This is a genomic window from Thermomonospora echinospora, assembly GCF_900108175.1.
Classification (GTDB): Bacteria; Actinomycetota; Actinomycetes; order Streptosporangiales; family Streptosporangiaceae; genus Thermomonospora; species Thermomonospora echinospora.
In genome coordinates this window covers 432,788-453,838 of sequence record NZ_FNVO01000003.1, presented here as the reverse complement: position 1 = coordinate 453,838, position 21,051 = coordinate 432,788, and the positions used below count along the sequence as shown (strand labels likewise).

14 protein-coding genes are annotated in these 21,051 nt (G+C 72.4%); 4 read left to right on the top strand and 10 right to left on the bottom strand.

Annotation, left to right across the window (positions count from 1 at the left end; translation table 11 throughout):
* Positions 1-25: 25 nt before the first annotated feature.
* From C4U03_RS09480 to C4U03_RS09460, 5 genes are all read right to left on the bottom strand, one after another.
* Entirely contained in the window at positions 26-1,228 is a 1,203-nt protein-coding gene (locus C4U03_RS09480; RefSeq protein ID WP_103937301.1) for a helix-turn-helix domain-containing protein, read from the bottom strand.
* A 354-nt stretch (positions 1,229-1,582) separates the two neighbouring features.
* On the bottom strand, positions 1,583-2,557 hold the full coding sequence (locus C4U03_RS09475; protein ID WP_103937300.1) for an acyltransferase family protein: 975 nt from the start codon (positions 2,555-2,557) through the stop codon (positions 1,583-1,585).
* Complete coding sequence (locus tag C4U03_RS09470) at positions 2,550-3,506, bottom strand: alpha/beta hydrolase (protein ID WP_103937299.1); 957 nt, start codon at positions 3,504-3,506, stop codon at positions 2,550-2,552. The genes C4U03_RS09475 and C4U03_RS09470 overlap by 8 nt, the downstream gene beginning before the upstream one ends.
* 120 nt (positions 3,507-3,626) lie before the next feature.
* Positions 3,627-4,319, bottom strand: coding sequence for a response regulator (locus tag C4U03_RS09465; RefSeq protein WP_103937298.1), 693 nt, complete (start codon positions 4,317-4,319; stop codon positions 3,627-3,629).
* 47 nt (positions 4,320-4,366) lie between these two features.
* Positions 4,367-5,638: a sensor histidine kinase gene (locus C4U03_RS09460; RefSeq protein WP_103937297.1), complete on the bottom strand. Its 1,272-nt coding sequence runs from the start codon at positions 5,636-5,638 to the stop codon at positions 4,367-4,369.
* 156 nt (positions 5,639-5,794) lie between these two features.
* On the opposite strand from C4U03_RS09460, the gene C4U03_RS09455 reads away from it, so the two are divergent.
* Positions 5,795-6,697 carry a GDSL-type esterase/lipase family protein gene (locus C4U03_RS09455; RefSeq protein ID WP_235017732.1) on the top strand — a complete coding sequence of 301 codons (903 nt, stop codon included), beginning with the start codon at positions 5,795-5,797 and terminating at the stop codon, positions 6,695-6,697.
* 60 nt (positions 6,698-6,757) lie between these two features.
* Positions 6,758-7,711 carry an alpha/beta fold hydrolase gene (locus C4U03_RS09450; protein WP_103937296.1) on the top strand — a complete coding sequence of 318 codons (954 nt, stop codon included), beginning with the start codon at positions 6,758-6,760 and terminating at the stop codon, positions 7,709-7,711.
* A gap of 96 nt (positions 7,712-7,807) precedes the next feature.
* Here C4U03_RS09450 and C4U03_RS09445 read toward each other — a convergent pair whose 3' ends face one another.
* Positions 7,808-10,906 (bottom strand): M14 family metallopeptidase, encoded by a 3,099-nt coding sequence (locus C4U03_RS09445; protein WP_103937295.1) that lies wholly within the window; start codon positions 10,904-10,906, stop codon positions 7,808-7,810.
* Positions 10,907-11,188: 282 nt separating this feature from the next.
* On the opposite strand from C4U03_RS09445, the gene C4U03_RS09440 reads away from it, so the two are divergent.
* Complete coding sequence (locus tag C4U03_RS09440) at positions 11,189-11,887, top strand: helix-turn-helix transcriptional regulator (RefSeq protein WP_103937294.1); 699 nt, start codon at positions 11,189-11,191, stop codon at positions 11,885-11,887.
* A 141-nt stretch (positions 11,888-12,028) separates the two neighbouring features.
* Here C4U03_RS09440 and C4U03_RS42425 read toward each other — a convergent pair whose 3' ends face one another.
* From C4U03_RS42425 to C4U03_RS09430, 3 genes are all read right to left on the bottom strand, one after another.
* Positions 12,029-12,160, bottom strand: a complete 132-nt coding sequence (locus C4U03_RS42425; protein ID WP_268817497.1) for a hypothetical protein — start codon at positions 12,158-12,160, stop codon at positions 12,029-12,031.
* Between the two features lie 87 nt (positions 12,161-12,247).
* Positions 12,248-16,732 (bottom strand): cation-translocating P-type ATPase, encoded by a 4,485-nt coding sequence (locus tag C4U03_RS09435; protein ID WP_103937293.1) that lies wholly within the window; start codon positions 16,730-16,732, stop codon positions 12,248-12,250.
* 163 nt (positions 16,733-16,895) lie between these two features.
* Positions 16,896-17,297, bottom strand: a complete 402-nt coding sequence (locus C4U03_RS09430; protein ID WP_146087292.1) for a hypothetical protein — start codon at positions 17,295-17,297, stop codon at positions 16,896-16,898.
* Positions 17,298-17,562: 265 nt separating this feature from the next.
* Here C4U03_RS09430 and C4U03_RS09425 point away from each other — a divergent pair, with 265 nt between their 5' ends.
* Positions 17,563-17,943, top strand: a complete 381-nt coding sequence (locus tag C4U03_RS09425; protein ID WP_103937291.1) for a VOC family protein — start codon at positions 17,563-17,565, stop codon at positions 17,941-17,943.
* 303 nt (positions 17,944-18,246) lie between these two features.
* Here C4U03_RS09425 and aceE read toward each other — a convergent pair whose 3' ends face one another.
* Positions 18,247-21,036 carry a pyruvate dehydrogenase (acetyl-transferring), homodimeric type gene (gene aceE, locus C4U03_RS09420; RefSeq protein ID WP_103937290.1) on the bottom strand — a complete coding sequence of 930 codons (2,790 nt, stop codon included), beginning with the start codon at positions 21,034-21,036 and terminating at the stop codon, positions 18,247-18,249.
* Positions 21,037-21,051: the final 15 nt, after the last annotated feature.

Below are 21,051 nucleotides of genomic sequence, written 5' to 3'. Positions count from 1 at the left end.
TGACTGAGTCACATAAACCGTAGGACTAACGCGGCAGCAGAGGCACCCCGAGTAGCTGTGTGATCTTCCGGAGCTTCGCTGTAGACCCATCCCCGAGACGCTGAGCGACTTGCCCCGCTAGTTCCTGATGGCGAACCCACTCAGGAGCTTCTGAGCACACATCAAGGAGCGTATCGGCCGCTTTGTCCCATTGGCGAGCTTCGCACCATGCCAACGCCACATCCAGCATGTAACGCGACTTTGCCGCCTTTGGCATGTCCGCTGGCAGGCGTGTGTTTTCGATCAGGTCGAGCGCCTGACCGATGTTGCCGAAGGCCAGGTGTATGCCCACCGCTTGAGTGCTGGCCGACGTTGGCCCGAACGCGGTTTGATACAGGTTGCCGTCTTTGCCGACCCGAGCCGCCGCCGCGTGAGCCTGCGACAAGAAGTCAGTAGCGCGTATCCGATCATCCCGCCGGGAAGCCGACACGGCTGCCCGCAACATCAGGTTGCCGAACACCGACAGTCGGGCCGGACTGGCATCCGCAAAGCTGGGCGCGATGCTCACGGCGGCGTCCTCCGCCACCTTGACGGCCCGTTCGGTTCGCCCGTCCCGCAGGTAGACCCACGCCAGCAGCGCGGCAAGGTTTGCCGACAGCAGTTCATCACCAGAGCTGTCCGCCGCCCGCATGGCGTGTGCCACGGCTGCATAGGCAAGGTCCCGTTTGCCCAGGATGTTCGCCACACACGCGGCTACTTCGTAGCCCTCGGCGAGGATGGCCGATCCTTGCTCGGCTAGCCGCCCATCATGAGCGTCTGTGAAGGCCCGCGCCTCAGTGATCAGCGCTGGCACCAGCGCCCCAAGGTTGGGGTAGTCGCCGGACCAGTACGCCGCCCACACGGCAGCGTTGGCCTTTTGCAAGTCCGCTAGGGTGCCGGGTTCGGCATCCGGCGCATGAGACACCAGCGCACTGTCATGGACCGCAAGGGAGATCGCACGCAAGGCAGTCCGTTCGGCCCGCCGCATCGCCCGCCGAGGAGCCTGTTGCCCGAGCAAGACCCCGACATCCGTACCCAGCGCGTCAGCCAGCTTGATCAACGAAGCGACCTTGACACTGCCGCCCTGCTCGACCTTCTGCACCAGCGCCACCGACACCCCGGCAGCCTCAGCGAGAGCCGCTTGGGTCATCTCCGTGCCCCGCAGGATTTTGACCCGCTCACCAGTGCTGTACTCACTCCATGCGGTCACGGCTGCTCCAAGGGGTCGCGTGTGCGTGCCTGCTCTCCCGATGGTAAGCGCCGTGATCCCTGCCCAGCGGGCTAAGCGGTACTTCGGAGTTCTGCTCGTGACCTGGAACGCCAGGTGAGTACACCGCCTAGTACTGGCGTATGACGTGGCGAACCAAACCACCGTTCGATGCGGGAAACCTTCGGCCGCACCAGCATGGACAGCAGCAAGTGAGACCCACGGTCCAAGCGTCGAACGGAGTGCCAAGGTGCGGAAAGCAACAGCGATCGTCGGTCTGATCACCCGACCGCTCACCCGACCGCAGCGAGCCGGAATCTCCGGAGCCATGAGAAAGGCCAGGTCAGAGTGATTGTCCTAGAAGTAGCCCGGAGGTATCCTCTGGTGCCACAGGAACACCGTCATTGCCGACAGGTTGGCCAGGGCGACCGCGGCCCACCATCGAGGCCCGCGCATCAGGCGGGCCAGCCGGTCGCGCAGCAGCAGGGCCGCTCCCACCTGCGCGATGCCGAAGGTCACCGCCGCCAGTGTGGGCGGGTTCAGGTTGGACACCTCGGCGCCGGGGACGCCCACCATGCTCGCCGGATATCCGGCGCACAGAATCAGGCCGGATGTGGCCACGACTCCGCCGGCGAGCAGGGCGACGGACAGGCGGCGGTTCACGCCGTCGTGCGCCCAGGCGGCTCCGAGCAGGTACGGCACCAGCCATCCGGCGAGCACGTTGACCCAGCCGAGCGCGCCTGGCCCGTCCAGGCCGAACCGGACCAGGTCGACCACCGCGACGGTGCCGAACGCGAGGGCCGCCGCATACCATCCGAGCCGTCGCCACAGGGCGATGACTAGCGGGGTGAGCGCTGTCAGCGCTGCGTACACGATGAGGAACCACAGCGGGCTGAGCACTAGCTTGATGACCGAACGCAGCGTCGGCCCGCTGTAGCCCGCGTACACCAGGGCGGCGGACGCGGGTATCCACGCGAGCAGCAGTACCGGGACGGGACGTAGTAGGCGGGTCATCCTGGTCCGCACCCATGTGCCGTACGGTGTGCCCGGCTTGTACCCCTTGGCGGCCACGTAGCCGCCGACGAAGAAGAACAGTGCGAGCGTCTGGAACAGCCAGGAGACGGGTGCCAGCCAGGGCATGGCCTGCAGCGGGCTGGCGACCACCAGGCGGCCGTGTTCACCGGGCGGCGCCACGAACGCGGTCACCAGCCAATGCCCCAGGACGACCCCCGCGATCGCGATGGCGCGTAGCGCGTCCACCGCGCGGTCACGGCCGGGCGGGGTCGCGGCCGCGATCCGTTCGGCAAGGCCGGGATGATGCGTGTCAAGCAAGGGAAACCTCCTGGGAACGGCCGAGGGCGATGAGCGCGAGGTTGCGCAGTGGGGTGGAGCCGGGCTTGAGGTAGCCGCTGTGCCGTCCGGAACCGGCGTCGAAGACCCGGGCGCCGAACTCCGGGGAGACGGGATCGGCGCCGAAGCCGACGCCGAAGAACCGGACGTGGGGGACGAAGGTGATCCAGTCGCCGCCGGCGCGTCCCGCCCAGACCCGGGCGCCGGTCCGCAGATCGGAAGCCCGCGCCACGCCGGTGCCCGGGCTGCCGAACAGGGCGATGTCCTGTGCGTGCACATGCCGGGCCGCCTTGGCGCACACCACCGACCCGTAGCTGTGGCACAGCAGCGACAGGCCCGCCGCGCCGTTGACGCGGCGGACCTCGGAGACGAGCCGGCGCAGCCCACGCGCGGCGCCGGTGGCGCGTCCGGCGGTGAGGACGTCGGTGCTGAGCGTGCGGGGCGAGTCGTACCCGAGCCAGGCGACGACCGCCAGCCTCGTACCAGGAGAGACCTGACGCGCTCGCGCGTACAGCGCCCGCGCGCCACCACCGGCGAACTTCCAGGAGTCGTAGCCGGTCAGCGAGCCGTCCGCGCCGGGCACCACGACCGCCACCCGGTCGGCGGCGGCCAGGTCACCCAGCACCTCGACGGCCCGGCCCCTGCCGCGGGCGTCGAACGACAGGAAACGACGCCCCGGCGCCAGGAAGGCCGACAGGGCCCGGACCCGGTCGCCGTCACCGTTCTGGCGTGCCGTCCGCAGCGCGCCGTCGATGTCGTGGCGGACGGAGGCGTAGCGTGCGCCGAGTGCCGGAGCGGACAGGGCCGGCAGTGCGCCCGGTGCCGCGTAGGGGTCCGGGCTCGTCATGCCGGCCGTGGTCGAGCAGGTCGCGGCCAGCGCGACGACGGCGGCTAGGCCGCTGCTCCGGCGGCGGGCGCGATGACTCCGCATCGACGGTGTCCTTCCTGGTCAGCGGGTTCGTCCACTGATCGGGAAGGTAGGAACCGGCCCGGGTGACGGGCATCGGCTTCAGGTGCCGTCTTCGTCCCTGGTACCTGGGTATGACAGCGGTCAGTCGCCCGGCCGGACCAGCCCTGTCTCGTAGGCGTAGACGATCGCCTGCGGCCGGTCGCGTAGCCCCAGCTTCATCAGCACCCGGCCGAAGTGGGTCTTGACCGTTTGCTCGGCCACCACCAGTTCCGCCGCGATCTCCTGGTTGGACAGGCCGCGCGCGACCAGGGCGAGCACCTCGGTCTCCCGTTCGGTGAGGTCGGCCAGCCTTTCCCGGCGGGGCGAGCGGGGCGCGCCCAACCGGGCGAACTCGGCGATCAGCCGCCGCGTCACCGAGGGCGACAGCAGCGCGTCCCCGGCGGCCACCACCCGCACCGCCTCGGCCAGCTCCGTCGCCGAGGCGTCCTTGAGCAGGAACCCGCTGGCCCCCGCGCGCAGCGCCTCGTACACGTAGTCGTCCAGGTCGAACGTGGTGAGCACCAGTACCTTGGGCGGATCGTCCCGCCCGGTCTCCGACCCGCCGGGCGGGTGGTCGCGCGCGAGCAGCCGGCGGGTGGCCTCCAGCCCGTTCAGGCCGGGCATCCGGATGTCCATCAACACCACGTCCGGCCGCAGCGCGTCGATGACGCGCAGGCCCGTCTCGCCGTCGGCGGCCTCGCCGACCACCTCGATGTCGGGCTGCGCGTTCAGCAGCACCCCGAACCCGGCCCGGACCATGCCCTGGTCATCGACGATGACGACCCTGATGGTCACCTGTTCTCCCTTGTCTGGCGGTGCGGTCGGCGGACCTGCGGCAGGGGTCAGGCGGTCTTCCACGGCAGGACGGCCGTGACCGCGAAGCCGCCCTCCGGGGTGGGACCGGTGGTGAGCTCGCCGTCCAGCATCGCCGCCCGCTCCCGCATGCCGATCAGGCCGTGCCCGCCGCCGGGGGAGGGCGGCGGCGCCTGGCGGGGCGGGGGGCCGTTCGCCACGCCGAGCCGCAGCGCGTCATGACCGTAGTGGACCGTCACATCCACGCGCGACCCGGGGGCGTGCCGCATGGCGTTGCTCAGCGCCTCCTGGACGATGCGGTAGGCGGTCAGGCCGTACCCCGGCGGCAGCGGGCCGGGGTCGCCGGTCGTCTCGACGGTCACGTCGAGACCGGCGCCGCGCGCACCCGCGACCAGCTCCTCCAGCCGGTCCAAGCCGGGCTGCGGGGCGGTCTCGGCTCCGTTCTCGGTGCGCAGCACGCCCAACACCCGACGCATCTCGGTGAGCGCCTCCAGCGCCGTGGCGCGGATCTGGGCCAGGTCGGACCGGGTCCGTTCCGGCATCCCGGGCTCGGCGTACGGGGCGGCCTCGGCCTGGATGGCGATCATCGACATGTGGTGGGCGACCACGTCGTGCAGCTCGCGGGCGATGCGCTGGCGCTCCTTGAGCACCGCCTCGGTCTCCTTGTGGCGGCGCTCCTGCTCGGCCAGCTCCCGCCGGGCCGCCCGGCGTTCCCGGACGAAGGCGCCCACCAGCAGCGGGACCGAGACCAGCACCATGACCCCGATGGCGGTGGCGCTGTCCACGGCCCACGCGCCCATGGCGCAGATCAGGCCGGCGCCGAGCGTGACGGCGCGCGGTGACCGGACCGCCAGCGAGTACAGGCACAGCAGTGTGGCGATCGCCCCGCCCGGCACGTACGGCACATCCACCCAGTGCCACGGGGCGGTGACGGCCATCGCCGCCACGGCCATCCGCCAGGCGGCGACCGGATGCCGGTCGCGCAGCGCCACCGGGATTGCCAGCGCGGCGGCCGCGATCAGCAGCAACCACCCCGGATTGCGGGCGTGCGCCTCCGTGAACAGCTGGTTGTAGGTGCCGCCGAAGATGGTCAGGGCGATGACCAGGTCGATGGTGACGACCACGGCGCCGTAGGGCAGCCGTCCCACGCCGAGCAGACGGGTCCAGCGCAACCAGGACGGCCAGTCCCGGTGCGCCGGCGGGGGGTCGGCGACCCCGGTCAGCGCGGCGGCCGCCACCAGCCGCAGCAATCCTCCCAGAGTCCTCCTGAGGGGCTGGCCATCGGTGTCGTCGCCGGTCACACGTGCAGGCTAGGCCCGAGGTCGGACAGCCGGCATGAGACCGTGGTGCCATCCGCGGGTAGTACCTGGGTACGGCGGGCGTGCCCCTCCGGGCCAATGCGTTCACACTCTGTAACGTGATGTGTGCACATCGTTCTGTCGTCCTCGGAGGTGCCCGTGGCCCGACGCGCTCCCCATCCCGCCGTATCCGCCGGCCTGGCGTTCGCTCTCGCCCTGGGCCTGTCCCCGGCCGCCGCATCCGCCGCCGAAGCTGCGCCTCTCGCCCTCACCCGACCGGACGCGGGCACCGCCCGGCCCGCCGTCCCCTACCGGATGGCCGCGCTCGGGGACTCCATCACCCGGGGCTACAACTCCTGCGGCTGGTTCTTCGACTGCGTGAGACGGTCCTGGGCCACCGGCTCCTACGGCGGAATCGACAGCCACTACCTGCGGCTGCGGGCGCGCAACGGAGCCCTGGCCGCCCACAACAACGCCGTCACGGGGGCGAAGGTCGCGATGCTGGCCGGGCAGGCCGACGCGGCCGTCTCCCAGCGGGCCGAGTACGTGACGATCCTGATCGGCGCCAACGACGCCTGCACCTCCACCGTGGCCGGCATGACCTCGGTCGCCGCCTACGAGGCCCGGTTCCGTGCCGGGATGCAGACCCTGCGCGACGGGCTCCCCAGCGCGCGGATCTTCGTGTCGAGCATCCCGGACCTGCGGTGGCTGTGGCGGGCCGGACGGGACAACCGGGCCGCCCGTGCCGCCTGGTCGAGGTTGCGCGTCTGCCAGTCGATGCTGACCGACCCCATCTCGACGGACATCGAGGACGTGGAGCGACGACGGGACGTGCGCCGGCGCGTCATCGCCTACAACGAGGTCATGGGGAGGGTGTGCGCGCAGGACGCCAGGTGCCGGTTCGACGACGGCGCCGTGTTCTCCCATCCGTTCACCCTGGACCAGGTCAGCAGATGGGACTACTTCCACCCGAACGCCAGGGGGCAGGCGACGCTCGCCCGCGTGACGTACGCCAAGAGCTTCTGGTCCGCCGCCGCCCTCGCCCGCAGACGCGACGCCTGACCCACGGCTCGCCAGGTCCCGGCAACCCGGTGCTCACCACGGCCCGATAACGTCCGTGCGATGACAGAGATCGCGCATCGCCACATCGACGTCAACGGGCTGAGCATGCACGTGGCCGAGGCGGGCAGCGGCCCGCTCGTGCTGCTGTTGCACGGGTTTCCCGAGTGCTGGTACTCCTGGCGGCGCCAACTGGTGGCGCTGGCCGAGGCGGGCTTCCACGCCGTCGCCCCCGACCAGCGCGGATACGCCCGCACCGGCGGGCCCGGCCGGGTCGAGGACTACACGATCCTGCATCTGACGGGCGATGTCGTCGCGCTCATCGCCGCGCTGGGGGAGGAGCAGGCCGTCGTCGTGGGGCACGACTGGGGCGCCCCGGTCGCCTGGCACACCGCCCAGTTCCGGCCCGACCTGGTACGGGGGGTCGTCGGCCTGTCGGTGCACCCCCGGCCGCGCTCCTCGCGCCCGCCGGTCGCCCAGATGCGCGAACAGTTCGGTGACGGCTTCTACATGGTGGCCTTCCAGCAGCCGGAGGTGCCCGAGGCCGTCTTCGAGCGGGACCTGCCCGACACATTCCGGCGTGTGCTTTACGCGGCCTCCGGGGACGCCGCCGACCTGGTGCCGGTCGTGCCCGACGGCGGCGGGCTGCTGGACGTGTACCCGGCCCCCGGCCGGCTGCCCGGGTGGCTCACCGAGGGCGACATCGCCACGTTCGCGGCCGAGTACGCCTCCAGCGGCTTCACCGGTCCCGTCAACTGGTACCGCAACCTGGACCGCAACTGGGAGCTCACGGCCGCCTGGCATCGGGCCCCGATCACGCCCCCGGCCCTCTACATCGCGGGGGAACGGGACATGGTGCTGGCCGCCCCGGGCGTCAAGGAGAGGCTGCCCCGCCTGCACGACTTCGTCACCGACCTGCGCGACATCGTCCTGCTGCCCGGCTGCGGCCACTGGACACAGCAGGAACGTCCCGAGGAGGTCAACGAGGCGCTGATCGGCTTCCTGCGCACGCTGTAGGCCGCGGACGGCGTACAGGCCGCGGACGACGAAGGCCCGCCCAGTGCGCGCCGGGCGGGCCTCGTGCCGTCCGGGGTCAGCCGACCCCGGCCGTCCTCATCGGAGCAGGTGCCGCATCGCCCTCTTGACGAAGTCGGTGCGGGCCTGCTGAGTGGTCAGGCCCTCGGCGCCGAACCCGAGGTAGACGGTGTCCTCGGTGGCCACCCCGGCGCCCTCGGCGAAGGCCCGCTGGCTGCGGGTCCAGTCGTTGGCGGCCGGAGCCGAGCCCGCGGGCGGGCCGGCGACCGTCCAGTCGCCCAGGCCGTCCTCGAACGAGGTCTCCGCGAGCGTCTGGCCGTCCGCGGTGACCTTGGCGTCGTCGAGGAACACGCCGATGCCCTGGGTGCCCCAGTCGCTGACGTAGGTGATCGACAGCTCGACCTTCTTGCCCGCGTACGCCGACAGGTCGATCGACCAGTCCTGCCAGCCGTTGGACCGGCCGGAGGCGGCGTGCCACGCCCCGGTCGTGCCCTGCGGCGAGCAGTCGGCGCCCTGGTAGTGGTCCAGGAACGGGTGGAGGGTGCGCCAGGCGCTCGCGCAGCTCTCCCCGGTCTCCTGACTGGTGTGACCGTTGGCGTCCGGCAGGGTCGTCCAGTCGTCCTCGCCCACGGTGTGGGCCTCGACGAACATGAAGTCCCAGTCGGCCTCGGTCTCGAAGGAGGTGCTGAACTCCAGCTCGCCCGTGCTCTTGCCGGTCAGGTCGACCGTCCGGGTGAGCCGCTTGTACGACACGTCCGCCGCCTGGCTGTAGACGTACCAGGCGCCGGTGCGCGGGTCGTACGGGGCGCCGCCCGGCCGCTCCCAGGCGATCGGGGCGGTGGAGGCGAACTGCGGGAACTCCTTCTGGGGCAGGAAGCTCGACGTGGTCAGGAACGAGGCGGTGTGGTCCTGGTTGTTCGCCGAGTCTCCGCCGTTGAGGGTGCTGGCGAACCCATTGAAGGCTCCACCGGTGCCCTTGACCGGGTAGGGCTTGCCGTCGCCGTCGCTGCCCGCGCCGTCCACGTAGGTGTAGGCACCCAGGTAGTACTGCAGGAAGTCGTTGAGCATCGGCAGGCAGGGCGGGTCGGAGCGGACCGCGCACTCCGGCTGCGCCGGGACGTCCGGCTCGTAGAAGTACGAGCCGTCGGCGCTCTGCGCGTTACCGGCGTACTTGCCGGTGAACAGTAGCTTGCCGCCCTCGTTGAGGTAGTCGCGCACGGTCAGTTCGAGGTCCATGGCGAGCTTGGCGGCGGTGCCGCCCGGCTGCCCGGCCGTGCGCGGGATGATGTCGTCACCGGTCTCCCAGATGACGGCGTCGTAGTGGCTGAGCACCCCGAGGTGGTGCGGGGCCTTGCGGCCGTGCTGGTCGACGTCGTAGACGTCGGAGCGGTAGCCGGCCTTGTCCAGCGCCTTGGCGTAGGAGGCGGCGTACTTGGCCTGGGTGACCCCCTGGACGGGGCTGATGCCCGTCACATCCTCGGCGGCGAGGACGAGCACTTCACCGCCGATGTCCTCGGCCACGGTGTAGGTGAAGTGCTCGCTGGCCACGGGCTTGCCCTTCTTGCGGGCCTCGAACCAGACCTCCACCTTGTCCTTGGCCTTGGCGCCGCGGACGGTGCCGCGATACTCGGCGAAGTAGACGTCGTTCTCGTCGCCGTAGCGCTCGCCGCCCTTCCACTCGCGGACCTTGGTGCTCTTGGCGCTTCCGCCGTTGATCCGGTAGCGCAGGCGCAGGTCGTCCAGCGACCGGCGGGCCTCCACCGCCACCGGCTGCTTGGTGCCGTAGGAGGTGTCGAAGGCGTCCACGACCATGTCCGGCGTGGTCTTGCCGACGATCGAGACCGGGTCGTCGGGGGTGTGCGCCGACTTGGCGGTGGCGATGGCCAGCGGCAGGTTGTTCTGGAACTCCCGCTGGATCAGCTTCTCGTCGTCGGGGAAGTGGAAGACGCTGACGCAGTCCTCGGGCCTCCACTGGTCGTCGGGGTCGACGTTGCTGGCCGTCTCGCAGGTCGACATCTCCGGCGTGAGGGTCAGCGTGCCGTAGTTGTTCTGCATGTGACCGTCGGTGTCGCCGTTGGTGGTGTACAGCTCCGCACCGAGGTCGGGGTCGTAGCCGGGCACGGCCGGGTGGGCGTCGTCACCGAGCAGCGAGGTGAAGATGTGGTCGTCGGGGGAGGGCGTCTGCGTCTGCCAGCCGACCCCGTACAGCAGCAGCTCCGCCGCCGAGTGGTAGTTGATCATGTACTTCGGGCGCAGCCGCTTGACCAGGGAGTCCTGCACCTTGGTCTCGGGCTCGGAGCCGGGGGCCGGGCCCCGGTAGACCGCGCTCTCGGGCGTCGGGGCCGAGCCCTCGTTGTCGTAGCCCCACTTGTAGGGGAAGTTGCGGTTGATGTCGACGCCGTCGGCGCCGGTGATCTGGCCGTCCCCGTCGTTGTCGCGCACGTTCTTGCGCCACATCCGGAACTCCGGGTCGAACGTGAGGTCATAGCCGTCCACGTTGACCACCGGGACGAACCACAGGTCGGTGGTGTCGACGATCTTGGTGATCTCGGCGTTCTTGCCGTAGTTGTCCAGGAAGTAGTGCAACTGGCGGCGCACCGTCTCCGGGGTGATCCACTCCCGGGCGTGCTGGGTGGCCTGGTAGACCACGGCCGGGCGCTTGCTGGGCGTCGACAGCTTCCGGGCGCCCTTGCTCACCCGCACCGCGGTGATCGGCTTGCCGGCCCCCGACCTGCCGATGTCGACCGCCTGGGCGATGTCCGGGTGCGCCTTGGCGGCGTTGACGATCTCCTCGCGGATGTTGCCGGGGCCGCTGTAGGGGCGGAACACCCCGCCCTGCTCGGCCAGGGCCCGCGACCGCTGCGCGGCCGTCTGGCCCTTGATCTTCTTGACCCGCAGCGGGATTCCCTTGGCGCTCAGGGCGTCGCCCTGGGCGCGGCTCATGACGGCCTCGACGGCGACCTTGCCGTCGGCGGCCTTACCGAGTGCGATGTCCTCGTGGTCGAGCCCGAGGTCGCGCAGTTTCTCCAGCTGTGCGGGGGTGAGCTGTCCGGTGAAGACCTCCAGCCGGTCCTGTGCGCGACCCGGGCCCGGCGGGGCCGCGGTGGCCGGTCCGGCCACCATCAGCCCGGCCCCCAGGGTCAGCGCGGCGATGCATGAGGTGACGACGCGCCTCATTGCGCCTCCTGATAGAGGGGTTGCGACGCGGCCGGTCAGGAGAACGGCCGCGACGGGGGATGTTGATCAGACTTAATGCCAGCCGGAATGTGGCGGTCAATGCTCAATGGGAGCTTTGTCGATTGTTGCCGTCTGCAGCGCCCCCACAGCAGTCCTGTGACGGAACGGCATCCGGTTTCCGGGACGGCTGACGGCGCGTGAGCACGGATCGTCACCGAGTCATCACGATGCGGCCGGGGGTGCGGTGGCGGAAATGTCGGTGGCGCGCCGTAGGGTCGCGCCGTGAACCGCACGGACCGGCTGTACGCCATCGTCGAGGAGTTGCGCGCCAGCGCGCCGCGCCGCCGCACCGCCCGGGAACTGGCGCGGCGCTACGAGGTCAGCGTGCGGACGATCGAACGCGACATCGCCGCCCTCCAGCAGGCCGGCGTGCCGATCTACGCCGACGTCGGGCGGCGCGGCGGCTACACGATCGACAAGGCCATGACGCTGCCGCCGCTCAACTTCACCCCGGCCGAGGCGGTGGCGGTGGCGGTCGCGCTGGGCCGCTTCGAGGGCGCCCCGTTCGCCGAGGCCAGCCGGTCTGCGCTGGCCAAGATCGTCGGCGCCATGCCGGAGCGGGACGCCGCCGCGGCCCGCGAACTGGCCGGCCGGGTCCGGCTGATGCGCCGGGCGGACGCCGAGCCCGCCCGGATCCCGCCCCCGATCGAGCAGGCCGTCCTCGCCCGGCGGGTGCTGCGGATCCGCTACGAGGACCGCGACGGCGTCACGACCGAACGCGAGGTCGAGCCGATCGTCGTCACGGGGGGCCCGTTCGGCTGGTACCTGATCGGCTGGTGCCGGCTGCGCGAGGACACCCGGGTGTTTCGCCTCGACCGCATCCGGCATGCCGTGCTGACCGGCCTGCCCGCGCCCGCCCGCCGCTACGAGGACTCCGTCTCCGACCTCCCCGGCCACCTTGCCCTCGTCCCGGCCCTGTGACGGGCGGGAGCGAATGCGACGGTGGACACCCGGCCATGACGTGATCGGGATCGGGGTTCCGCACCGCGAGGTAGCGGTGCGCCGGGGGCCGCAGTCCCGGTGGATGCTGCGGCCTCCGGTGATGCCCGCTCGGGGGGCCGGTCAGACGGCGTTCGGCACGAGGGCCATGCGGTAGCGCGCCATCTGGACCAGATGGACGAACAGGCGCGTGAGCAGCGCCTCCAGGGCCATGACAAGAGCCTTGGCCAGGACGGTGGTGATGATGTCGGGCATGAGCCCTCCCTCCTTAGCAGCCCGAAAAAGACCTTCCTGTCCTTTATGTCTGATCAGGCTTCCCGGGAGGTGAGTGTTGAGTGTCCATTAGGTGAACAATGGGTAGCACTTCATCCAGGTGCCGAGGCGGTCCGCCCCCCGGCCCGTCAGCCGGGTGAGCGGGATCCCCAGCGGCCGGGTGAACAGGATCGCCGGCAGCGCGAACGCGCCCGCCGACCCCAGGGCGAGCATCCAGCAGTGCGGAGGCAGCGGGCGGCAGCCGAAGAGATGGCTGAGACCGGGCACCTGCACGATGACCCCGAGCAGGCCCAGCGAGGCCAGCCCGGAGCCCAGCACCAGCGGGTCGGTGCCGCCGGCCGCGACGGTCTGCAGCAACTGGGTGCCCACCAGGGCGACCAGCCCCGTGGTGGACGCCTGCGCGGCGGTGCCGGTGGCCCGGCCGAACAGCCAGGCGACGGAGGCGGCCCCGGCCGTCGTCCCGGCCCGCACCGCGATGTCGCGGGTCAGCGCGGTGCCCAGGGAACGCTCCGGTCCCTCGGCCAGCAACTGCTCGCGGCTGACCCCTGACGGCGGGCGGACCGCCAGCGCGATCGCCGGCAGCATGTCGGTGAGCAGGTTGACCAGTAGCAACTGGCGGACGTTCAACGGGCCGGCCCCACGGGCCAGGCCGACGCCCACGGTGAAGCCGATCTCGCCCAGATTGCCGCCGAGCAGCACGGCCAGCGCGTCCCGGGCCGACCGCCACATCGCCCGGCAGTCGACGATCGCGTCGGTGATGGTCTCGATCCGGTCGTCGGTGATCACCACGTCGGCGGTCTCCCGCGCCGCCGGGGTGGCGCGTTCGCCCAGCGCGATCCCCACGTCGGCCAGCCGGATCGCCGGGGCGTCGTTGGCCCCGTCCCCGGTGACCGCGACCACCCGGCCGGCCGCGTGCAGCGCGCGCACCACCCGGGCCTTCTGCGCGGGGCTGACCCGGGCGAACACCGACACCCCGGCGACGACGGCGGTCAGCCGGTCGTCGTCGAGCGCGTCCAGGTCGGCGCCCGTCAGCACCCTGCCGTCCAGGACGCCCAGCTCGGCGGCGATGGCCTCGGCGGTGCTGGGATGGTCCCCAGTGATCATCACGACGTCCACGCCCGCCGTGCGCAGCCGGGCCACCGCCCGGGCGGCGGCCGGCCGGACCGGGTCCGCGATGCACAGCAGCCCGTGTAGGCACAACCGGTCGACGCGCGCGTCGGTGAGGTCCTGGCGGTCGGAGGCGGGCCGCTCGGCGACTGCCAGCACCCGGTAGCCGAGCCGGGCCAGCCGGTCGACCTCCCGTTCGACCCGCTCGCGGGCGGCCGCGTCGAACGGCTGCGTCCGGCCGTCATGGCACCAGTCCCGGCACCGCTCCAGGACGATCTCCGGCGCGCCCTTCACGCTCAGCCGCCGGCCCGCGGTCGAGTCGCCGAGCACGGCGTGGTAACCCCGGCCCGGCTCGAAGGGCAGTTCGCCGACCCGCCGCCAGCCGCCCAGCCCGCGGTCGGCGGTCAGCCCCAGCCGGTCGACGGCGTGCAGGACGGCCCGGTCGGTCGGGTGCGGCAGCCGCCGCCCCGTGTAGTCCGGACCGGCCCGCAGCGCCACGGCGACGACGTCGCGCAGCCGCTCCGGCAGGTCCTGCGTCGGCGCCGCGGCGATCCCGTCGGAAACCTGGCGCAACCGCAGCCGGCCTTCGGTCAGGGTCCCGGTCTTGTCGAAGCACAGCACGTCGATCCGGCCGAGCGCCTCGATCGTCGCCGGGTTGCGCACCAGGGCGCCGCGGCGCGACAGCCGCCGGGCGGTGGCCAGCTCCGCCGCCGTGGCCACGAACGGCAGCCCTTCGGGCACCGCGGCCACGGCGAGGCTGACCGCCGAGCCGAGCGCGTCGGCCAGCGGACGGCCGCGCAGCAGGTCCGAGCCCATCAGCGTGGCCCCGGCCGCCAGTGAGGCGGGCAGCGTCACCTCGGTCAGCCGGTGCAGCCGCCTGGCCACCCCGCTCTCGGGGCGGTGCTCGCCGGCCAGGCGGGCGGTGCGCCCGATCTCGGTGTCGGCCCCGGTGGCCACCACCACCGCCACCGCCTCCCCGGCGGCCACGACCGAGCCCTGGTAGAGCATCGAGTGCCGGTCGGCCACGGTGTGCGAGAGGCTGGGCCGGACGGCCTTGGCGACCAGCTGCGATTCGCCGGTGAGGCTGGATTCGTCGATCTCCAGGTTGTCGGCGCGCAGCAGCCGGCAGTCGGCCGGCACGGCGTCGCCGGCGGTGAGCCGGACGACGTCCCCAGGCACCAGCTCGTCGGCGACGGCGGGCACCTCGGCGCCGGTCCGGGGGGCACCTGGCGCATCCGGCCGCCGCAGCCTCACCCGCACCGCGCTCAGGTCGATCAGCTGCCGCAGCGCCCGGTCGGCGCCCAGCCGCTGCGCGCCGGACATCAGGGCGTTGACGCCCAGCACGGTGCCGATCAGGGCGGCGTCCACCACCGAGCCGACGGCCGCCGAGATCCCCGCCCCGGCGGCCAGGACGGGCGTCAACGGGTTGTCGAGCTCCTCCACGGTCAGCCGGAGCAGGCCGCGCGGGGGCACAGGCCCGGTCCCGGGCCGGCCCTGGCGCCGCCGCGCCTCCTGCTCCGGGAGCCCTGCAGGCGAGGAGCCCAGGCGCTCTAGGACGGCCTGCGGCGACCAGGCGTGCCAGGGCGTACGGTCCAACGGCACCGGGCCGGGCCGGTGGGCGAGCTCCGTACTGGACCAGATGCCGCCGGCCATCGCCACCACCGTGGCGGCGTTGACCGCGAGCTGCGCGCGCCGGGCGGCCAGTACGGGGGGCACAGCCGTGGCGAGCAGGGTCCCTGTCGCCGAGCCGAGCCCTGCGAGCCGCGCGCTGCGGCGGCTGGCGTCGTGAGCCCTCGGCACGGCGTCGAGGACCAGGCACGCGCCCTCCAGGCCGGGCCCGCACAGCAGGTGCGCGCTCCACGCCGGGTGATCCAGCCCGCCCAGCAGCCCGATCCCCACGTCGGCGGCGGCCAGGGCCGCTCCACCACGCGCGGAGACCAGGGCGACGGCGTGGCCGTCCCGCTGCAGCGAGCGCACCGACTCCCGCAGCCGGTTGCCCCCGGCCACCAGGCCGTCCACCGAGAGCCGCCGGTCGAGTCCGCTGCCGACCCCGGCGAGCAGCACCGGCGCCGCTCGGCGGGCGGCCTCCATCAGGGCCTCGGCCAACGGGTCCAGCTCGGGGACGACCGATACCAGGGCAACGGGCTCGGCCCCGCGTTCTAGAACGAGCACTCTGGCGCCGCGCCGGCGCAGCATCCGGGCCCGGACGTGCGCCCGCCGGACGTCCAGGGCCGTGGCGGCGCCGCCGGCCGCCCCGCCCGCACCCCGCTGCAACGGAGACAGCGTCCACTCGCCGTCCCGCCGGCGGGCCAGGGGTTCGTCGAGATCGGCCATGGTGCGGGCCCGGTCGTAGAGCTCCTCGGGGGCCGGCGTCTCCACGAGTGGGACGACCTCGTCGATGACCAGGCGTCCGGTCCGCACGGCCGAGGCGTCGACGACGACACGGTCGACCCGGTCCAGTTGGCGCAGCACGTCCGGGTCCATCACCAGCACGCCGCGCCCGGCGAGCAGCCGGCCGAGCCTGGCGGCGAACGCCTCGCGACCCAACCACGCGGCCCTCGGCACCCCGGCGGCCAGGACCCCCTGGGCGCGCATTCCGTTCCGGGTCAGCGCGTACGTGCCGGCGGTGGCGCCCAGCGCCGCCGCGACGCTCCAGCCCATCCGCTCCACGGCCCCCGCCGGAAGTGGAACCGGTCGGGAGACGGGGGACGGCGGCCCCGCCTCGAAGGCGCCGGGGGTGAGCAGCCCGGGCTCGCGCCGCCGCCACGCCGTACGCCGCGCGCCCAGTTCGGCGAGGAGCAGCAGCCGGTGCGCGAAGTCCAGCAGCGGCCCGGACGGCTGCTGCGCGAACGCGTTCGTCACCGCCACTCCGACGCCGAAGAGGACCTCGGTCCCGGGCCGGCCGATCCGCCGCTCCAGAGGACCGCGCAGCGGTGGGGTCACCTCGGCCAGTGCCAGCGCCGCCGGGATGCCGGGAGGCAGCGGCACGGCCCGCAGCAGCCTGCCCGCCACCGCCAGGCCGCACCCGGCCAGATCCACGCCGGCGAGCGCTGCCTCGCGCAGGATCAGCTGCCCGTCGGCCGGATGTGCGGTCCGGGCGAGAGGGGCGCGGTCGAGGCCGAACCGCCGCTCGACGTCCTCGACCGCCGAGATCAGGGCCGATGGGCGGACCCGGTCGTCGTGGACCACCATGACGTGGCCCAGCACGCCGTTCACCTCGGCGCGGGCGACCCCTGGCAGGCCGGTCAGCGCGTCCCGCAACGCCTGCGCGAAAGCCTCCGTACCGGGCTCCCGCACGCCCCGTACCGGTATGTGGCTGCGGCCGGGAGCGGTCCGGGTCACCGGGCGCGAGCGCAGTGCGGTGGCCGCCGCGCGCATCGCCGCGCCGGGCAGCCGCGCCGCCCTCAGGGGAAGGCGCGCCGTGACGCCGAACGCCTGTCGCAGCATGTGGTCCACACTCCCTGGGCCGGGCGCTCTCCCGACGTGCCGAGAGCCCGCTTGGCGGGGGAGGTTCCACCGACGGCACAACGTGTGGTCGGCGCCTTCCCCGGGGCCGGCCTGCGAAACCGATGCCGGCCGGGCCGGCCCGCGGACGCCCGCGCCAGGTGGCTCAGGACCGGCCGGTCCGCGCCTTGGCGGCCCCGGCCTCCGGCTGGTCGCCGGCCCGGCCCGCCCGCCTGGCCCGTCCGGCGATCGCCGTGCCCACTCCGATCGCCGCGGCCACCGGCCAGGAGATCACGTTGAAGGCGGCCATCGCGCCCAGGCCTCCGTAGAACGCCAGCCGCTCCGGCGGCGGCAGCCGCCCGGCGCCCTCGCCGCCTCCCGGCACGGGTACGTGCAGGACCTTGAGCCGAGGGGTGACGACCGGGATCGGCACGCTCGCGCCGTGCCGCTCCTTCTCGGCAGCCGCCGGCGTCTTGGCCTGCGCTCTGGCCGGCGTCTTGGCCTGCGTCTTGGCCTGTGTCTTGGCCGTGCGCCCGCGTGGAGCCCGGGTCTGCTGCGCGGTGGCCATCTCCACCATCTCCTGTTCGCCTCCGCCCGTCGTCGGTGAGCCGGGACGTGGTGCTCTCCACCGGTCCCTGCCCGCTGCTCCGGTGTTGAGACGGCCTCATTCGGCTGCGCCGGGTAAATTCCCGCCCGCCCCGCCGCAGGTCCGGCCGGGTTCGTCGCGATCCGGTGCGGTACGTCCGGAAAACACCGACAGGGGGCTGTCGTCCGGTCGGCCGACAGTGGGTGCGTCAGGCGATCCCAGGCACGTCCGCAGACGGAGGAAGACGATGACGGCACCCGCGTACAACACGATGGCCTGGTTCCAGGTCGGGACGGACGACCCCGACGCGGCCAGGCGGTTCTACGGGCGGCTGTTCGGGTGGAGCTTCGCCGCCGACCCCGGTGGTGACGGCCGGTACGACCTGGTCAGCTACCCCGGAGCGGAGCTGCCCAGCGGCGGCGTCTTCGACACTGGGGGGCGGGAGCCCGGACACGCGATCTTCTGTGTGGTGGTCGAGGACGTGGCGGCGATCTGCGCGGAGACCGAACTGGCCGGCGGCCAGGTCGTGGTCCCGCCGACGACCCGCCCCAGCGGCCTGGTCTTCGCCGACCTCCGCGACCCGGCCGGCAACTTGTTCGGCGTCTTCAGCCCGCCCCCGGCCCCCTGAGTCCCCGGATCCGCCGAGCCGGCCGGCCTCCCGGGCCGGGCGCCCCGTCGGCCGGGGGCCGGTCTTCCGGGCTCGGCCGGCCCCTCCGAAGCCGAACCCCGCCGTCCGGACGGCTCCAGGAGCCCGGAGGGCCGTCGCACGATGTGCAGCGGTCTCCCGGGTCCTGTCGGCATCTCCCGAAGCGGAACCCCGCCGCCGTCCGGACGGCTCCAGGGGCCCGAGGGGCCGTCGGGCGGTATGCAGCGGCCGCCCCCGGGACCGACGGTCCCGGGGGCGGCCGCTCACGTCCTGCCGTGGAGCAGGTCAGGCCTCGCCGCCGGTGCTGGACTCGGCGGTCTGGCCGGAGCCCGCGAACACCTCGTCGATCGGGCGGTCCAGCTTGTACTTCTCGATAGCCTGGCGCAGCACGTCCGGCTTGACGTCGCCGTGCCGCACCAGCCGGGTGAGCACGGCCAGCGTGATCGAGGCCGCGTCCACGTGGAAGTGCCGGCGGGCCGCCGCGCGGGTGTCGGAGAAGCCGAACCCGTCGGTGCCCAGCGAGGAGAAGTCCTGCGGCACCCAGTCGGCGATCTGGTCCGGCACGGCGCGCATGTAGTCCGACACCCCGACCACCGGGCCGGGGGCGCTCTCCAGGCGGCGGGTGACGTAGGGGACGCGCTGCTCGGCGTCGGGGTGCAGCATGTTCCACTCGTCACAGGCCATGGCCTCGCGGCGCAGCTCGTTCCACGAGGTGGCCGACCAGACGTCGGCCTGCACCCCCCAGTCCTCGGCCAGCAGCTTCTGGGCGTGCAGGGCCCACCGCATGGCGACCCCGGAGGCCAGGATCTGGGCGCGCGGCTGCTCGCCGTTCCTGCCTTCGAGGACGGGCGCCTCGGCGTACCTGTACAGACCCTTGAGCAGGCCCTCGGTGTCGAGGTCCTGCGGGGCGGGCGGCTGCTGGTACGGCTCGTTGTAGACGGTGAGGTAGTAGAAGATGTTCTCGCCGTCGGGGTGCTCGGGCGAGCTGCCGTACATCCGGCGCAGCGCGTCCTGGACGATCACCGCCAGCTCGTACGCCCAGGCCGGGTCGTAGGAGACGCAGGCCGGGTTGGCGGAGGCCAGCAGCGGGGAGTGCCCGTCGGCGTGCTGCAGGCCCTCACCGGTCAGCGTGGTGCGGCCGGCCGTGGCGCCCAGCAGGAACCCGCGGCCCATCTGGTCGGCCATCGCCCAGATGGAGTCGCCGGTGCGCTGGAACCCGAACATCGAGTAGAAGATGTAGACCGGGATCATGTGCACGCCGTGCGTGGCGTACGAGGTGCCCGCCGCGATCGTCGAGCCCATCGCGCCGGCCTCGCTGATGCCCTCGTGCAGCAGCTGGCCCTCGGCGGACTCCTTGTAGGACAGCAGCAGCCTGCGGTCCACCGCGTCGTAGGTCTGCCCGTGCGGCGAGTAGATCTTGGCGGTGGGGAACAGCGAGTCCATGCCGAAGGTGCGGAACTCGTCCGGGGCGATCGGCACGAACCGGGCGCCGATGTCGTCGTCCTTGATCAGGTCCTTGAGCAGCCGGACGAAGGCCATGGTGGTGGCCACGTTCTGCTTGCCGGAGCCCTTCTTCAGCTCGCCGTAGACCGCCTCGCCGGGCAGCTTGAGCGGCTTGGCGCGCACCACCCGCTTGGGCAGGTAGCCGCCGAGGGCGGCGCGCCGCTCGCGCATGTACTCGATCTCCTCGGAGTCCTCTCCGGGGTGGTAGTACGGCGGCAGCTCGCCCTCCAGCGCCGAGTCGGGGATGTCCAGGTACAGCCGGTCCCGGAACTCCTTCAGCTCGGCCTTGGTGAGCTTCTTCATCTGGTGGGTGGCGTTGCGGGCCTCGAAGTCGGGTCCCAGCGTCCAGCCCTTGATGGTGTGGGTGAGGATCACGGTCGGCTGGCCGACGTGCTCGCGGGCGGCCTTGAACGCCGCGTACAGCTTGCGGTAGTCATGCCCGCCGCGCGACAGCCGGCGGATGTCCTCGTCGGACAGATGCTCGACGATCTTGCGCAGCCGGGGGTCGTCGCCGAAGAAGTGCTCGCGGATGTACTCGCCGGACTCGACGGTGTAGGTCTGGAACTGCCCGTCCGGCGTGGTGTTCATCTTGTTGACCAGCACGCCGTCGACGTCCTTGGCCAGCAGCGGGTCCCAGTCACGGCCCCAGATGACCTTGATCACGTTCCAGCCGGCGCCGCGGAAGAACGACTCCAGCTCCTGGATGATCTTGCCGTTGCCGCGTACTGGGCCGTCCAACTGCTGCAGGTTGCAGTTGACCACGAAGGTCAGGTTGTCCAGCTCCTCGCGGGCGGCCAGCCCGATGGCGCCCAGCGACTCCGGCTCGCCCATCTCGCCGTCTCCCAGGAACGCCCACACGTGCGAGCGCGAGGTGTCCTTGATCCTGCGGTTGTACAGGTAACGGTTGAAACGGGCCTGGTAGATCGAGTCGATCGCGGTCAGCCCCATGGAGACCGTGGGGAACTCCCAGAAGTCCGGCATCAGCCGCGGGTGCGGGTAGGACGGCAGCCCGCCGCCCGGATGCGAGTGCTCCTGGCGGAACCCGTCGAGCTGGTGCTCGGTCAGCCGCCCCTCGAGGAACGCGCGGGCGTAGATGCCCGGCGCGGCGTGACCCTGGATGAAGACCTGGTCGCCCGACTCGCCATGGTCCTTGCCGCGGAAGAAATGGTTGAACCCGACCTCGTACAGCGAGGCGGCCGAGGCGTAGGTGGCGATGTGGCCACCGACACCGAGCTCGGGCCGGTTGCCGCGGGACACCATGACGGCCGCGTTCCACCGGATGTAGGCGCGGATGCGGCGCTCGATGTGCTCATCACCGGGGAACCAGGGCTCCCGCTCCGGCGGGATGGTGTTGATGTAATCGGTGCTGCGCAGCCCGGGTACGCCCACCTGCTGCTCACGGGCCCGCTCCAGCAGCCGGAGCATGAGATAGCGCGCACGGGTCCGGCCCTCGGTCTTGAGAACCGTGTCGAGCGATTCCAGCCACTCCCGGGTCTCGTCAGGATTGACGTCCGGGAGCTGGCTCGGCAGCCCGTCGCTGATGATCGAAAAGCGTTGGCGTCCGGAAGCCACGGGGTCCCCTCTGCT

Bases quoted from the DNA above. Each gene is read 5' to 3' on its own strand.
- C4U03_RS09470 (WP_103937299.1), bottom strand. From the start codon at position 3,506: ATGCGGAGTCATCGCGCCCGCCGCCGGAGCAGCGGCCTAGCCGCCGTC.
- C4U03_RS09450 (WP_103937296.1), top strand. From the start codon at position 6,758: ATGACAGAGATCGCGCATCGCCACATCGACGTCAACGGGCTGAGCATG.
- C4U03_RS09445 (WP_103937295.1), bottom strand. From the start codon at position 10,906: ATGAGGCGCGTCGTCACCTCATGCATCGCCGCGCTGACCCTGGGGGCC.
- C4U03_RS42425 (WP_268817497.1), bottom strand. From the start codon at position 12,160: ATGCCCGACATCATCACCACCGTCCTGGCCAAGGCTCTTGTCATGGCC.
- C4U03_RS09435 (WP_103937293.1), bottom strand. From the start codon at position 16,732: ATGCTGCGACAGGCGTTCGGCGTCACGGCGCGCCTTCCCCTGAGGGCG.
- C4U03_RS09430 (WP_146087292.1), bottom strand. From the start codon at position 17,297: ATGGCCACCGCGCAGCAGACCCGGGCTCCACGCGGGCGCACGGCCAAG.
- C4U03_RS09425 (WP_103937291.1), top strand. From the start codon at position 17,563: ATGACGGCACCCGCGTACAACACGATGGCCTGGTTCCAGGTCGGGACG.